The sequence below is a fragment of the Alkalihalophilus sp. As8PL genome, assembly GCF_040939795.1.
GTDB classification, from domain to species: domain Bacteria; phylum Bacillota; class Bacilli; order Bacillales; family Bacillaceae_D; genus Alkalihalophilus; species Alkalihalophilus lindianensis.
In genome coordinates this window covers 3,600,364-3,614,654 of sequence record NZ_CP162551.1, presented here as the reverse complement: position 1 = coordinate 3,614,654, position 14,291 = coordinate 3,600,364, and the positions used below count along the sequence as shown (strand labels likewise).

The 14,291-nt window shown below is 39.8% G+C and carries 15 protein-coding genes and 2 riboswitches; of the genes, 4 read left to right on the top strand and 11 right to left on the bottom strand.

The genetic code is table 11. From position 1 onward, the window contains the following. Positions 1 to 78: 78 nt before the first annotated feature. The 8 genes from AB3N04_RS19795 to AB3N04_RS19760 all read right to left on the bottom strand — a co-directional run bounded on the left by AB3N04_RS19795 (position 79) and on the right by AB3N04_RS19760 (position 8,727). Positions 79 to 996, bottom strand: coding sequence for a vanadium-dependent haloperoxidase (locus tag AB3N04_RS19795; protein ID WP_368504270.1), 918 nt, complete (start codon positions 994 to 996; stop codon positions 79 to 81). Between the two features lie 835 nt (positions 997 to 1,831). Continuing rightward, a complete protein-coding gene (locus AB3N04_RS19790) occupies positions 1,832 to 2,158 on the bottom strand; it encodes a toprim domain-containing protein (protein ID WP_368504269.1) in 327 nt (108 codons plus the stop codon). A gap of 69 nt (positions 2,159 to 2,227) precedes the next feature. Beyond that, a complete protein-coding gene (locus AB3N04_RS19785; RefSeq protein WP_368504268.1) occupies positions 2,228 to 2,608 on the bottom strand; it encodes a PH domain-containing protein in 381 nt (126 codons plus the stop codon). A gap of 213 nt (positions 2,609 to 2,821) precedes the next feature. Then, on the bottom strand, positions 2,822 to 3,883 hold the full coding sequence (gene mtnA / locus AB3N04_RS19780; protein ID WP_368504267.1) for an S-methyl-5-thioribose-1-phosphate isomerase: 1,062 nt from the start codon (positions 3,881 to 3,883) through the stop codon (positions 2,822 to 2,824). Between the two features lie 12 nt (positions 3,884 to 3,895). Then, the gene (mtnK, locus tag AB3N04_RS19775) at positions 3,896 to 5,107 is read right to left on the bottom strand and encodes an S-methyl-5-thioribose kinase (RefSeq protein ID WP_368504266.1); all 1,212 of its coding nucleotides are present in this window, start codon (positions 5,105 to 5,107) and stop codon (positions 3,896 to 3,898) included. 13 nt (positions 5,108 to 5,120) lie between these two features. Then, positions 5,121 to 6,110 carry an ABC transporter permease gene (locus AB3N04_RS19770; RefSeq protein WP_368504265.1) on the bottom strand — a complete coding sequence of 330 codons (990 nt, stop codon included), beginning with the start codon at positions 6,108 to 6,110 and terminating at the stop codon, positions 5,121 to 5,123. A gap of 1 nt (position 6,111) precedes the next feature. Next, a complete protein-coding gene (locus AB3N04_RS19765) occupies positions 6,112 to 7,608 on the bottom strand; it encodes a sugar ABC transporter ATP-binding protein (protein WP_368504264.1) in 1,497 nt (498 codons plus the stop codon). Positions 7,609 to 7,620: 12 nt separating this feature from the next. Further along, on the bottom strand, positions 7,621 to 8,727 hold the full coding sequence (locus AB3N04_RS19760) for a sugar ABC transporter substrate-binding protein (RefSeq protein WP_368504263.1): 1,107 nt from the start codon (positions 8,725 to 8,727) through the stop codon (positions 7,621 to 7,623). An 82-nt stretch (positions 8,728 to 8,809) separates the two neighbouring features. After that, positions 8,810 to 8,958, bottom strand: a riboswitch (SAM riboswitch). Between the two features lie 172 nt (positions 8,959 to 9,130). Continuing rightward, a riboswitch (SAM riboswitch) is annotated at positions 9,131 to 9,244 on the top strand. 78 nt (positions 9,245 to 9,322) lie between these two features. Between AB3N04_RS19760 and AB3N04_RS19755 the strand changes: the two genes are divergently transcribed. Genes AB3N04_RS19755 through AB3N04_RS19740 form a run of 4 tightly spaced genes read left to right on the top strand, consistent with a single transcriptional unit; the run spans position 9,323 to position 12,439 of the window. After that, complete coding sequence (locus AB3N04_RS19755) at positions 9,323 to 10,555, top strand: 2,3-diketo-5-methylthiopentyl-1-phosphate enolase (protein WP_368504262.1); 1,233 nt, start codon at positions 9,323 to 9,325, stop codon at positions 10,553 to 10,555. Then, the gene (locus AB3N04_RS19750; RefSeq protein WP_368504261.1) at positions 10,552 to 11,235 is read left to right on the top strand and encodes a 2-hydroxy-3-keto-5-methylthiopentenyl-1-phosphate phosphatase; all 684 of its coding nucleotides are present in this window, start codon (positions 10,552 to 10,554) and stop codon (positions 11,233 to 11,235) included. Before AB3N04_RS19755 ends, AB3N04_RS19750 begins: the two co-directional genes overlap by 4 nt. Further along, positions 11,232 to 11,852, top strand: a complete 621-nt coding sequence (locus tag AB3N04_RS19745; protein ID WP_368504260.1) for a methylthioribulose 1-phosphate dehydratase — start codon at positions 11,232 to 11,234, stop codon at positions 11,850 to 11,852. The genes AB3N04_RS19750 and AB3N04_RS19745 overlap by 4 nt, the downstream gene beginning before the upstream one ends. Before the next feature lie 41 nt (positions 11,853 to 11,893). Further along, on the top strand, positions 11,894 to 12,439 hold the full coding sequence (locus AB3N04_RS19740; protein WP_368504259.1) for a cupin domain-containing protein: 546 nt from the start codon (positions 11,894 to 11,896) through the stop codon (positions 12,437 to 12,439). A gap of 59 nt (positions 12,440 to 12,498) precedes the next feature. Here AB3N04_RS19740 and AB3N04_RS19735 read toward each other — a convergent pair whose 3' ends face one another. The 3 genes from AB3N04_RS19735 to AB3N04_RS19725 form a co-directional block, all read right to left on the bottom strand. Further along, positions 12,499 to 13,179: a hypothetical protein gene (locus AB3N04_RS19735; RefSeq protein ID WP_368504258.1), complete on the bottom strand. Its 681-nt coding sequence runs from the start codon at positions 13,177 to 13,179 to the stop codon at positions 12,499 to 12,501. Between the two features lie 104 nt (positions 13,180 to 13,283). Further along, complete coding sequence (locus AB3N04_RS19730) at positions 13,284 to 13,775, bottom strand: divergent PAP2 family protein (protein WP_368504257.1); 492 nt, start codon at positions 13,773 to 13,775, stop codon at positions 13,284 to 13,286. A 124-nt stretch (positions 13,776 to 13,899) separates the two neighbouring features. Next, entirely contained in the window at positions 13,900 to 14,214 is a 315-nt protein-coding gene (locus AB3N04_RS19725; protein WP_368504256.1) for a hypothetical protein, read from the bottom strand. Between the last annotated feature and the right edge of the window lie 77 nt (positions 14,215 to 14,291).

The following is a 14,291-nucleotide window of genomic DNA, read 5'->3' as shown; positions in this document are numbered from 1 at the left end:
TTAACGTTACGTCTATCTAACGAAAGAAAGAGTAGCACTTGGCTACCCTTTAAAGGTCTATTTATCTTATCCAATATGCTAATTACTACCAAGCCCAAAACATTTTTTGTCCAGATATAATAGAGGTTTTGGTATAGTACAGCTTTTATTGTTGCCTTGTCCTCCACTTATAACTTTAGAAGTACATGTTTTTGGAAAGTCATAAGGAATGAATTGTTGATAATTCATTGGAAATATATCAGCATTACGAAAAGAAGTGTAAGGAGTATCGATTGGATTTAAATCACTATCGTGTTGCATTTTCAAAGAGTCAACAATAATGCTTCCGATATATCTTCCTAATCTGAGTCCTTCGTTATTATCTGACAGAAAATGAACTCCTGCATATAAACGACTAAGTGCATTTTCTTCAGCTATTTTTTTTAGTTTTTCTTCTTCTTTTGGGAAAAAGTAACTTAATACTACTTCCGTACAACCTGACATAGTGGCGTGACCTGACGGATAAGCCGGAAAACGTGGTGTACACAACAATGTTCTCATTGACTGATCGTATTGATTTGGTCTTGCTACATCCCATCGATATTTCAAGTCCCATACTAAAACCATTGTGTCATTTATTGCAGAATGTACAGTGGCTAATATCCGTGCTGCGTGCGTTGGACTAACTTCATACGTATCAATTAAACGATCAATAACCGGTGTCCACTGTTTAGTAGGTACTCCAGCACCGTAGTATTTACCAATCTCTTCTTGAAGAAAAGTAAGATTTTTTAATGTTCTTTTAACAATCATTAACTCCTTATCGAAGTCAATCATGTGAGGATGTGTTATAGGTAGTTGCATCTTACTTCCATCTGGTTTAAGAAATTCTCCTTTTTTGTCTCGCTTTAGATAGAATAGAGACCACGATCCTGCTAAAGGGGTAACCGGATTAGTAGGTGGTTGTGACTCTCCTGCATAAGGAATCTCTGACCATCGCAAATAGTCCTTGCTCAAAATTATTACACCTCCATTCCTTTATAATTCATATTATGTAAGAAAATAAGATACGCGTGGACTCTATCATGCCCTATATAAGGAATGTATCATCTAATACTCTTCTTTCCATAGGTGACGGAGAAGAAGGGGGGTTTTACCACCACTATCTAGAAAACACCTCCCCTGTTCCTGTAAACGTATCCCAATAAAAAAGAAGCGAATAATCGCTTCTAAACACTTTATAAGCACAGGGTTTTTATTATTATTTTTGCAGTCATATAGCACTCACATTAGGTCTTATGGGCATGCTGAATGATTGTGAATTAGCCTACCGTTTGCACTTGGGGTTTCTCCATTCAAGCCAAGTATGCAGACGGGCTCACGATCTAAATCGGCGACATTAAAAGAGAAGAAATGAAAGGCTACGGCTCAATTTGCATAGATTATTAAAGAACACGCCAAAGATCAAAACGTCCAATACATCAAAGGCGTCCTCGCCAAATAGGGTCTTTGACCATCTAGACAGACTCATCCATTTTTATGAAAAGCATAATGTTGATGTGCGTGTTGAATACAAGGATCAATGTGGAGAAATTGGGCTAGGACATTTCTAAGAAGTTTAACTCAGGATACTAACGAAGTTCTAAATGAGCGGATGAAATATACGTAGACCCCCTACGGGATGAAAAGCAGAGATGAGACCCACAGTGCGTAGCACGAGGAGGCTCACCAGCTTCCCGTGGAAAGCGAAGTATATTTCAGGAGCGGTATACATAGACCGCATCAGTATTGTTCAACTTTCCATAAGTTAAAATACTTTTGTCCCAGGCTCTTGTTTTTAATTTACCGCTACTTACAACTGCTTCACTTCAAAATATGCTCTTAATACTTGGGCAAGGTAGTCATATGGTGTAGTTTCAACCTGACCATATCCTCTTTGAGTGTATAGATGAGTGGCGTTTGGCAGCTCTCTTTTCAGCTGCTTCCGTAGATGTTCTCCAGCATCATCGGCATCAACAAGTATATATACATCCTTATCTTCAATCGGCAATACGATATTCTCTAGCTTTTCTACACTTAAAGTGCCATATGTGCAGATGACGTCAATAGGCTCTTTTAATACTTTTTTCACGCGCTTCCTATCATTCGTCCCCTCGACAATTATTACTTTTTCATCCACGCCACTCACCCCTCACTAGGTAAGTTATATTGAATCATTTTCATTATTATTGTCTTAGTATTTACATGATTATCGTTTTAACACATAAGTGGCAATGGCTTTTTGCACATCAAAAATACTTTTATCCTTTTTAAACTGTTTTTTGAGTGGTTCAGCCGTGCTCGATACCCAAATTTTCAATTCAGCGTCTAAATCAAAGGTGCCCGCTGTTTCTACGCTGAAATGTGTAATGCTCTTATATGGAACTGAGTGATACTCAATTTTCTTCCCCGTCATACCTTGCTTATCAACTACAATTAAACGACTGTTCGTAAATATAAATAAATCACGAATAAGCTTATATCCTTTTTCAATAACTTCCCCATCGATTAAGATGACTTCTAGTTCTTTTTCCACTTCAGTAAGATTAATTTCAGAAGCATTTCCCATTAAGCCGTCAAGTAAGCCCATTTTCAATCACTCCTCGAATTCATATTCACCTAAACTATTCTACAAGGAGATGATAACTCCTTTATCCCTTCACCTTTTCACCTTCCTAAATAAGATGATACACTCTCATATTAGATTACTTCAAATAAAATGGATATGAAAAAGGTGTGCTCTTATGATTAAGAGGACACCTTTTAATGTTTCTACCTTTTCCTTATGCTTGGTCCATCCTATCTAAACCTCTTTTAAGTTTTCTTGATAGTTTGGTCTAATAATTCCGTTTTCCGTTATAATGGCTGTAATTAATTCATGACTTGTTACATCAAATGCTGGGTTATACGTTTTTACGCCTTTTGGGGCCATCGGTTCTGCATACCATTGGGTGGTAATTTCTTCAGACTTGCGCTCTTCAATTACAATTTCCTGCCCATTCTTGCAGTTTACATCAATCGTAGAAGTTGGTGCACATACATAAAAAGGAATGCCGTAATGTTTAGCTAAAATTGCTACGCCTGATGTTCCAATCTTATTGGCTGTATCCCCATTAGCAGCGACACGATCACAGCCGACGAGAACAGCTTGAATTTTCCCCTCACTCATCACGATGGAAGCCATATTATCACAGATTAAGGTGACGTCGATCTTCGCTTCTGATAGCTCCCAGGCTGTTAAGCGTGCGCCTTGTAATAATGGGCGTGTTTCATCTGCATATACTTTGAAATCGTACCCTTCTTGCTGACCTAAATAAATCGGAGCGAGAGCCGTTCCGTACTTGGCAGTTGCGATCGCACCTGCATTGCAATGGGTAAGGATGCCTGTGCCTGGCTCAAGGAGCGTCAAAGCGTGTTTTCCAATTGCCTCGCATATTTTTTCATCCTCAAGGCGAATCAATTCCGCTTCTTCTCTCAGCTCTTCTAGTATAGCTGGAATAGAGTGTCCCTTGCTTAATGTCAGATCCAACTTCTCTTCCATTCGCCGAAGTGCCCAAAATAAATTAACGGCAGTCGGTCGTGAAGAAGCTAAATACTCTTTCACCTGTAAAAATCCTTGGTGAAGATCTTTTGTATTTTGAGGGTCTAGTTGTTTCACACCTAAATATACGCCGTATGCTGCAGCTATCCCAATTGCAGGTGCTCCTCTTACTTTTAACTTAACGATGGCATCCCACACATCATTTGCACTAGTGAGCGTTTCATACTTTTTTAGTCCGGGTAGGAGCGTTTGATCTAATATGACCACTCCATTTTGATCTTCGGATAGTTTCACGGACTGGATAACTTCTGCAACTTTCTCCATAGTGGTCCCTCCTCAATTATTGTTAATAGCCTCTGTAAAATCCGAACCAGACTGAAAATTCCCTCTATTTAAAATAAAGGATTTTCCTAGCTTCAGACAAAAAATCTCCGCTTCGGCACGTCTTACAGGGTTTGTAATATCCGTTAGGTCTTTAACATGAGCGATACCGATCACTCTCCGACATAGTTCTAAACCTGTGACGGCTGCGGCATCCCTCAGAATTCCGTTTAAATAGTGTTCAAGAAATCCATCGTAACTCGCTACTTTTTCAGTCACTTTATCTTTATAATCGATGACAAATTTCTCTTTAAATAAATCGATCGTTTTCTTAATTGTAGACTGCAGATAACCTAAATAATTTTCTCTCTTTTCAGGGTCTTCAATCTCACTATTACCATTTACATAAGCGAAGATTAAATTTGCCACCACATTACCTAGATCATAACCAGCTGGTCCATAAAAAGCGAATTCCGGATCAATGATTTTAGTTTCTTCTTCCGTTACAAAAATCGAACCTGTATGGAAATCACCATGTAAGAGCGATTGAGTATTCGTTAAGAAATCAAATTTCAGTTTTGCTGTTTCCAATGCTAAATGGGGATCATTCCATATTTCCTTTTCTACATAAGAACGTGTTCCTGGAAACACATCATTTCGTGGACAATCGTAGAAAGGCTCAGTATAAACGAGGTCTTCGGTTATCTCACAAAGTTCAGGGTTCGTGAATGTTTTTACGAGCTCCTTTTTTTCTTTATGACCCAATACCAGATCAGAAGTCTGTAACAATGTTTTTACTAAAAAAGTAGAGAGATGCTCTGCTAGATTAGGGAATGTTTTATGTGTTGAAAAAGCTGTACGTAATATTTCAAAGTCTGATAAATCTTCCATCGCACAACAATTCATGACTGGGTCATAATGATACACTTCAGGTACAAACCCAGGCGCTAATTCCCCTTGAAGGCGCAGGATCTCGCTTTCAATCCGATTTCGGTCCGGTGAGACTTTGAATTCATCTGATATACGTGCAACCGGACCTGCTTGTTTGATAATAAGGGACTGGCCTGTTTGTTGGTCAACAATCCTGAAAACATAATTTAAATTGCCATCTCCTATTTCTTTACACGTAAGATTTGCCCCAGGCTGAAAGAAATCTAGATTTGAGTTTGCGTATTCTATGGCTTCTTTTTCGGTCATCGTAAAATAGCTAACAGTAAAGTTTGTCATACCATACCCTCCGTTATTTAAGTTTGTAATACGTAAGTGCCAAGGCTAGAGCGAGGACGGTTCCTTTGACAATGTCCATTGCATAATAGGGAACGCTCATCATTACAAGTCCGTTCGCCAAAATCCCGATTAAAACAGCCCCTACAAATGTTCCGAATGCATTTGGTTTTCCTGCCCCTAATACGGCAAATCCAATAAATGCTGCGGCGACAGCATCCATCAAATAAGGACCACCCGCATTAATTTCTGCCGTCATCACTCTCGAAGCCAGAATCACTCCACCTAGAGCAGCAAAAAAAGCAGAAAGTAAGTAAGCAATCACTTTGTATTTATTGACGGGAATTCCCGAAAGTCGAGCCGCTTCCTGATTGCCACCGATAACATATAAATACCGACCGTGCTTTGTGTAAGTCAGGAATATATGAACAATGAAGACTGTAAAAAGCATAATGATAATGATGTAAGGCACTTGACCGAGCTTTGCAAAAAAAGAGCTGATGGTTCCTGTAGCATAGCTTCCGTCTGCCATAATCATATTCTGTGAGACTGTAGCACCTCTGGTATATGTAAGAGCAACCCCTTGAATAATAAACATCGTAGCAAGAGTCATTAATAGGTCTGGTATTTTTACTTTTACAATCATAAAGGCATTGAACGCCCCTACAAGAAGAGCTGCAGCTATTGCTATTCCAATGGCAATTAAAGTCGGCTGTGAATACCAGACAAACATCGAGATGACCACGGCATTGGCAAGTGATGCGACTGAGCCTACCGATAAATCAAAGCCACCAACAGAAAGAGAGATGGTAATACCAATAGCAATAATCGTTACAATCGAGATCGACCTTAAGATGGTAATAATATTGCTTGTCTGCAAGAATGCTGGATTAGCTGCTGCGAAAACGATAATGAGTACAAAAATTAAGAGAATCGTTCCATATTTATATAAAAAATCAAAAATATTAAAAGATGGTTTCGGACGGACGGTGTTTAGTTGTGCCAAGTTAATCTCCTCCAGTAGAGAGGTATAAAAGTTCCTCTTCATTCGTCGTTGTTGTTGCTAGTTCTTTCGAAATCTGCCCGTCATAAATCACATAAACCCGATCCGTAATCCCGATGACTTCGGAAAGTTCACAAGAGGCGTAAATCACTGATTTCCCTCTGTCAGCTAGACCGGCAATTAAGTTGAAAATATCTTTCTTTGCCCCCACATCTACCCCTTTGGTTGGTTCATCAAAAATATAAAGATCTGCATCTGAAATAAGCCACTTACCGATCGCTATTTTCTGTTGATTTCCACCGGATAGATTTTTAACCAATGTTTCCGTGCTCGGTGTTTTTACTCCCAATGCGTTAATCATTTCCTCCGCTTTGGCTCTCTCTTTTTTAAAATCCAAGAAGCTAAAGAATTTTAGGAAGTGGTTCATACTTGAAGCGGAAAGATTGGTTACAACCGTCTCTTCTACTAATACGCCTTCTTTTCTTCTCTCTTCAGGAACAAAAGCGATCCCACTTACCACCGCATCAGTTGGATTAGAAAGAGTGAGTGATTTTCCCTTCAACATCATTTCTCCTGTTTTCTTTGGTGTTGCTCCAAACAATAGCTTACACAGTTCCGTTTTACCAGCTCCTACTAACCCTGCGACACCGATAATTTCACCTTCACGTACATCGAGCGTTACATCTTTCACTTTCCCTCCATCTGAGAGCCCTTTAGTGCGAAACATCACTTCCCCTAATTGGGCTTGTCTTACTGGAAACTGCTCTTCTAATGGTTCTCCTAGCATATGATCTACTACCCTTTTCGTGGTCGTATCAGCAATCGCTTCTTTTATCACATAGGCGCCATTTCGCATTACAGTGATATAATCACAAATTTCAAAAAGCTCAGGTAAGCGGTGTGAGATAAAAATCACACCGACATCCTTCTGCTTAAGTTCTTGAACGATTCGAAAAAGCTCTTTTGTTTCCGATAAGCTTAATGGTGCCGTCGGTTCGTCTAAAATTAGAAATTTACAATCAGTGGTGACTGCTCTCGCTATAAGGACCATTTGTTTCTCGGCAAGAGTTAATTCGCTCACTAAAGTGTGTGATGATAAATGAACATGAAGCGAGCTTAATATTTCGGTTGCTTTGCTATTAACGCTTTTCCAATTCATAAAAAACGATTTCTCTTTATTAGCGGCCAGTTCATTCAGTACAATATTCTCTCCAACCGTTAAGTTGGGCACAAGAGCTGTATCTACTTCTTGATAGACAATCTCTATTCCTAACTTTTGTGCATCTCTAGGTGAGCGGATGGTCACTTCTTTTCCGTCTAGATAGACTTGACCCGAGTGGTGAGTATAGACACCTGATAGTACTTTCATAAGTGTGGACTTTCCAGCTCCATTGGCACCTATTAAAGCATGAGCTGTGCCAGTCTCCGCTTCAAAATAGGCATTATTAAGAGCTTTCACACCCGGAAAATCAATTGAAATATTATTCATTTGTAGATTCATACAATCACCTGTTTATTCATGATGGTTCTTTAATGTTTTCATCCAGTCCTCAAGAAACTCATCAGACTGACCCCAACCTGAAACAACCTCTCCAAGACTAACCATGTTTACATCTCCTTGACCTTGAACTAAGTCTTCTCTTGAGATCAGTATTGCTTCTAAGTCATAAAATTGTGGTGTTTCTTCTCCTGCTAATTTTTTCGCTAAAAGACGAAGGTTAATAGCCCCAATCAGCTTCGGATCAACAGCAGCTGTGTATTCCCACGCACTATTTTCCTGCTGCATAACTTGCAAATCAGCGTTTGAAACATCAATTCCATATATTTTTATTTCATGACGACCTGCTTCTTCAATTGCACGAGCAGCACCAATGGCAAAGGCATCCCACGTGGCAAAGATTGCATCAATTTCACCTTCAGGGTATTTGTTTAACATAGCTGATACCGCATTTTGAGTTTGCGTTGATGTGTCCTCTGCAGCCACTCCAAATCTCTCAAGCTCCTTTAAGCCAGGGTTTTCATTTAGTACATTTTGATACACATTGTTTCTTCTCACCATAGGAGGGAATCCATCCACCCATAAATATAAGATATTTGCTTCTCTGTTAAAGTCTTCTACTAATTGCTCCATGGCAAGCGAAGCTAATTCTTCATCATCTTGAGATGTTAATGTGACGCCTTCTATGTTTTCTAAATCATCAATCGAATCAAATGTAACGACCTCGATTCCTTGATCAATAGCACGCTGAACGGCCTCAACGGTTGCTGCATCGTCGCCATGCGAGAGAACAAGCCCATCATAATCGTCATTTATTGCTTGTGAAATGGCATCATGGTATCGCGCTGTATCCCCATTTGCGGTGAAGATATCGACATCAAAGCCGATCGATTCCCCTTCTTCTTTTACACCTGCTAAGAATTGTGCAGTATGATCATCACCGCCAATTTTTCGGATTACTTTCACCTTGGCCCCTTCACCAGTCGCAAATCGTTCAGGAACTCCTTCAAGATTGACATCTTCTTGTGCTTGACTCGCTTCCTCGCCACTTCCGCAACCAACTAATAAGATTGCCGAAGCAATTGTCACTCCCCATGCTTTAACCCAATTTACTCTTTTCACCTTTCATCTCTCCCCTTTTTCTCTTTATCAAATAAAAAAGCCACTTTCTGTTTAAGAAAGAGGCCGAATGAATGAATCCGTCCTCTTATCTTTCAGACCGGTGACTTGCACCGTCTGTTGGATGTAGCACCGTGCCTTAAAACCTTAAAGGTTTTCACCAAATAGATAGGGTGAGTAGGTCGGTTGCCGGGCTTCATAGGGCCAATTCCCTCAGCCAGCTCTCGATAAGAGTTGTTATGTAATTAATCTCAAGTTTTTACAAATTTGAGAGGATGAGTGTAATGATAAGAGCGATCGATTCTTTTGTCAATAGATTCTAGCAATTAGTTTTTTCAATTGACAGACTTCTCTGCAGCTGTCATAATTCATAACAACGTTTTCGATAATTTCATACAAGTATAAACTCTTATTATGAGCAGGTGGAGGGACGAGCCCTATGAAACCCGGCAACCTGTTTCAACACATTCGTGTTGATTCAAGGTGCTAATTCTCACAGCGTAAGCTTGAAAGATAAGAGGACATTCTATGATTCATTCAGTCCTCTTTCAATGTTGAAGAGGACTTTTTATTTGATGAGAGGAGGGCTCAACTTATTATGAGTCACATTACAGCAACCTATCTTGTGCACGATCGTAAAGGAGATCTCCACAAAAAAGCTGAATCGATTGCACTCGGCTTAACAATTGGTTCTTGGACGCATCTTCCTGCGCTTGAAAAAAAACAACTAGAAAAACATAAAGGGGAAGTGGTAGACGTTCAGGCTCTACCTGAAAACGAAGATACAAATCGTTTCTTCAAAGAGGGACGTAGTGCAGGATTAATTAAGATCGCCTACCCTTCAGCCAATTTCAGTCCAGACCTGCCAGCCATTTTAACGACCCTTTTCGGAAAGTTATCTTTAGATGGTGAAGTAAAGCTTGTGGATATTCAACTTGATCCTCAATTAGAGTCTAAATTCCCTGGCCCCCAATACGGAATTGGAGGGATTCGCAATCTTCTAGACGTTCATGATCGTCCTTTGTTAATGAGTATATTTAAAGGCATGATCGGTAAAGATCTCTCTGAATTTGAAAAGCAATTAACAGACCAAGTTATAGGCGGAATTGATCTTGTAAAAGATGATGAGATTTTATTTGATAACGAATTAACCCCTTTTGAAAAGCGAATTCAAGTGGGAGCTTCTATACTAAATCAGGCTTATGAGCGTACTGGAGAAAGAAAACTATATGCCGTTAATTTAACTGGACGAACGTCCGAATTGAAAACAAAAGCGAAACAGGCAGCTGAACTCGGCGCCAGTGCCTTGTTGTTTAATGTATTTGCATATGGGTTGGATGCCTTGCAGGAATTGGCCGAAGATCCTGAGATCCCACTACCAATCATGGCACACCCTGCTGTTTCCGGCGCTCTTACCCAATCACCTTTTTATGGATTTTCGAATAAAGTGCTTCTTGGAAAGCTACTGCGCTTAGCTGGAGCAGATCTTGTTTTGTTTCCATCACCATATGGAAGTGTTGCGCTTGACCAAAAAGAAACTTCTGATATTGCAGAGGCTCTAACGTCAGAAGGTTCCCTTAAAAAGGCATTTCCCGTTCCATCAGCTGGAATTCACCCTGGTCTTACCCCCCTTCTCATCAATGATTTTGGTGTGGATTCGATCATTAATGCAGGAGGGGGTATACATGGTCACCCTAATGGCGCCAGTGCAGGAGCTCAAGCGTTTAGGCAAGCGATTGATGGCGTCTTAGCTGGTCGCACGTTAACAGAAACCGCTCAGCATTCTCCAGAACTGTCCCAGGCACTTGAGTTATGGGGGCAGCCTACATGAGCCAAGCAGATAAACGTACGCTCATAATTTTTTGTGATTTTGACGGTACGATTACGACTAAAGACAATATCATTGCGATTATGAAACAATTTGCCCCAGATGGATGGGAAGAAATTAAAGATGATATCTTAGCAGAACGCATCTCCATTCGAGAAGGGGTCGGCAGGCTGTTCTCTCTCATACCAGTAGAAAAAAAACAGGAAATTATTGAATTCGTATTAAAACAAGCAGAGATAAGAGAGGGTTTTGAACCCTTTTTAACCTATCTTAAAGAAAATGATATTACCTTTAAGGTCGTTAGCGGTGGAATTGATTTTTTTGTACAACCTGTACTAGAACCATATGATGTTCTAGAGGATTTATATTGTAATGGAAGTGATTTTAATCAAGACACCATTACGATTACATGGCCACATCAATGCGACCAATTTTGCACAAATGACTGTGGTTGTTGCAAGCCATCCATTTTACGTCAATATCCTGATGAAGAGTATTACAAAATTGTAATCGGTGACTCGATCACTGATTTACAAGCTGCTAAGCAGGCAGATGAAGTGTTTGCGTGTGATAACTTTTTGTTGGAAAAATGTCAGGAGCTCGGATTAAATCATTCCTCTTTCTCTACCTTCTATGAAGTGATTGAATCGCTTAAGCAGAAAAAGGAAGTGACGAGTCGATGAGTGTAACGACCGATCAATACAATTATTGGAACGAGTTAGCTGATATTAAGGACGAACTAGCTGCGAGAGACTGGTTTCCCGGCACTAGTGGAAATTTATCCATTAAAGTGAGTGATGATCCTCTTACCTTTCTCGTTACAGCTAGCGGTAAAGATAAAAGGAAAAGGACCGATGAGGATTTCTTGTTAGTAGACAGCGACGGTCAGCCTGTTGAAATCACCAATCTGAAGCCCTCTGCGGAAACAGTCCTTCATCAGCGAATTTATCAAAAGACTGATGCCGGATGCTCCCTTCATGTTCATACAGTTGACAATAATGTCATCTCTGATCTGTATGGGGACCAAGGGTCGATCACTTTTCAAAATCAAGAATTGATAAAAGCTTTCAACATTTGGGAAGAAGATGGGAAAATCACCATCCCAATCGTCGAGAATTATGCTGATCTCCCACGTTTAGGCGATGCAGTTGCAGAGAAAATCACTCCCGGTGTATATGGTATTCTCATTCGTAATCATGGTATCACCGTTTGGGGTCGTAACGGCTTTGAGGCAAAAAGACATTTAGAAGCATTTGAATTTCTATTTAGCTATCATGTAAAGATGAGGCTTCTTAACTAAATAATGTGCTGCATATAAAAAATCAAAAGGAGGAATGACGAATGGCTGTAATTTATATTCGTGATACAGGAGAAGAGATTCGTGGAGAGGAAAATGTGCGTCAATTTTTAGAGAGTCAGGAGGTTCTCTATGAATATTGGAATCCAGCAAAACTTCCTGAAGACCTTCAAAACGTTTGTCATTTAAATGATGAAGATAAAAATCAAGTCCTTTCTACTTACGATGAGGAAATACGTTCACTAGCAGAGCGTAGAGGTTATAAGAAATGGGATGTGATCTCGCTTAATAAAGACACACCTGACCTAGACTCCTTACTCAAAAAATTTGAACAAGTACATACTCACACAGAGGATGAGGTCCGTGCAATTACTGCAGGTTCTGGTAGTTTTGTGATAAAAGGTGAGGAAACTGGTTATTTTGACGTTCGTTTAACTCCTGGAGATGTTATTTCCGTTCCGGTTAATACACCTCATTTCTTTACCCTTTCTGAGGAAAAACAAGTGGTAGCCGTCCGTCTGTTCATCGATCCTGAAGGCTGGGTCGCCCATACATTTAATGACCCTGAGTTTGAAAAAACTAAGTCTTAATATAAGAATGGGACTTAATGGCTTAGCCACTTAAGTCCCTCCTACCCAATAGCGGGTTTTCAAGGTTTAATCGTCTCTAACATCGCCCACATGCTTGGTGCTACACCTTCTTGTGCTTCTTTTGCGGGGAGAAACAGGGTCATCTGAAAAAGCTCACCCTCAAATCTTTTAGCTACATGAATTAAGGTTGTGCTCTCTCCGTTTGACTTTACGCGTTCAACCAAGGCATATTCAACATCATCAAGTGGAACATGCTGTATAACTTCGATCTCACCCTCAGCATGCTCTTCTATTCTTTCTTTTAACTCACTTGCATCAACCTCTTCCCCATGAGGAATAATTCGGGTGAAAAAATCACCGTCATGATTAAATGTTAATGCGTCCCTACCTGGCTCCTCACTGTGAAGAGTGTAATCTTCTATTACATAGATGGAGTACCCAAGTCCGCTTCGATTAAATGTAGCCATTTTCTTTTCAGTTTGGCCCTCCACATTTACTTCTAACTCTTTTTGATGGGCCAATTCAATTTCATTTGATGGGACTCCCTCGCCCTCGTTCTCTTCATCCCTCGTACTTTCCTTTTCGTTTCCTAGCTCAATCTCACCTTCGTCCACTTCCTTATCAACTGTTTCATCCATCACAGGATTTTCTAACTCATTTTCTTCTATCGATTGATCGGTTCCACATGCAGCAATTAAACTAATACTTAAAGTTAGTAATAGGACCATACACTTTTTCATTTACTTATCCCCTTTGTTTAATGTGATCTTTTACCAATTAAACGCCATAATTTAGCCATACGTTTCAACTCAAAAAAAAGAACTGCTCAACATAAGAGCAGTTCTTAAAATAGTGAAGGCATGGATGATTTTTTACGTTTCTTCCCTGTTAATGCATAACTGATGCAACCGGTAATCACGCCAAGCATTGCTCCACCTACCACTTCTTCTGGTTGATGTCCTAGACGTTCTCTTAATTGAACGGAGCGTTTTTCACTCTGTTTGGCGTGTGAATCCCCTGCTATTCTTTCTAGGTCGGCGTTCATTTCATTTACTTTTATCGTTAATTCACCTGTTTGCCTTCTAATTCCTTGAGCATCATACATTACAATTAATCCGAATACCGTCGATAAAGCAAAGTCTACTGACGACACCCCGCGCTCAAGCGCCACATAAGTCGCAAGAGCTGTAACACCAGCTGAATGGGAACTTGGCATTCCACCTGTTTCAATTAATGTGTCCCATTCCCATAGGCCAGTTTGAGCTTTTTTAATTGGCACTTTCAAACTTTGAGCAAGCCCTATCGTTAAAAGAGCCGTTAGCATTGGCCGATTCATTTTCCTCACCTCACGCTTAGCGTGCGATGAGAGCGGTAAATTTATTCTTGTATACCTTTAATAATTGAAAACTTCATGTGGTATGCTAATCGCTTCCATTGGATTTATGATCATACCGAGATTCTCAAAACGTCAACGTAATCTCGTCTAACCCATCTAATCTGGTACGGTCAAGATGAATCTTATTAGAATAATTACTGCCCTCTCCCCCTACAAAAATATCGGAATTAAGTTGCTCTTGATTCGATGAAAAGGTGAGTAAATTAGTACGGACATATTCATTATCCCCTTCTTCAAACCACTCGTCCTTTACATAATTAAGAGACATCATCGCAAGGTTAAAATGATACCAATTCGATGATAGCCCTTCGATAAAAACCGCTCCATATTTTCCTTTATACTTCTCCTCTTCTACGTTATGAAAGCAATTACGTTTCATTTTCCTTTTTTTCTATTATTTAGGTGTCTTTTTAAGCGATTGATCTGTCAGAAAACACTTAGTATTACAACATTAAT

Excerpts from the sequence above, each read along its gene's own strand:
- AB3N04_RS19750 (WP_368504261.1), top strand. The coding sequence starts at position 10,552 with ATGAGCCAAGCAGATAAACGTACGCTCATAATTTTTTGTGATTTTGAC.
- AB3N04_RS19740 (WP_368504259.1), top strand. The coding sequence starts at position 11,894 with ATGGCTGTAATTTATATTCGTGATACAGGAGAAGAGATTCGTGGAGAG.
- AB3N04_RS19725 (WP_368504256.1), bottom strand. The coding sequence starts at position 14,214 with ATGAAACGTAATTGCTTTCATAACGTAGAAGAGGAGAAGTATAAAGGA.
- AB3N04_RS19730 (WP_368504257.1), bottom strand. The coding sequence starts at position 13,775 with ATGAATCGGCCAATGCTAACGGCTCTTTTAACGATAGGGCTTGCTCAA.
- AB3N04_RS19765 (WP_368504264.1), bottom strand. The coding sequence starts at position 7,608 with ATGAATCTACAAATGAATAATATTTCAATTGATTTTCCGGGTGTGAAA.
- AB3N04_RS19785 (WP_368504268.1), bottom strand. The coding sequence starts at position 2,608 with ATGGGCTTACTTGACGGCTTAATGGGAAATGCTTCTGAAATTAATCTT.
- mtnK (WP_368504266.1), bottom strand. The coding sequence starts at position 5,107 with ATGACAAACTTTACTGTTAGCTATTTTACGATGACCGAAAAAGAAGCC.
- AB3N04_RS19745 (WP_368504260.1), top strand. The coding sequence starts at position 11,232 with ATGAGTGTAACGACCGATCAATACAATTATTGGAACGAGTTAGCTGAT.
- mtnA (WP_368504267.1), bottom strand. The coding sequence starts at position 3,883 with ATGGAGAAAGTTGCAGAAGTTATCCAGTCCGTGAAACTATCCGAAGAT.
- AB3N04_RS19755 (WP_368504262.1), top strand. The coding sequence starts at position 9,323 with ATGAGTCACATTACAGCAACCTATCTTGTGCACGATCGTAAAGGAGAT.
- AB3N04_RS19735 (WP_368504258.1), bottom strand. The coding sequence starts at position 13,179 with ATGAAAAAGTGTATGGTCCTATTACTAACTTTAAGTATTAGTTTAATT.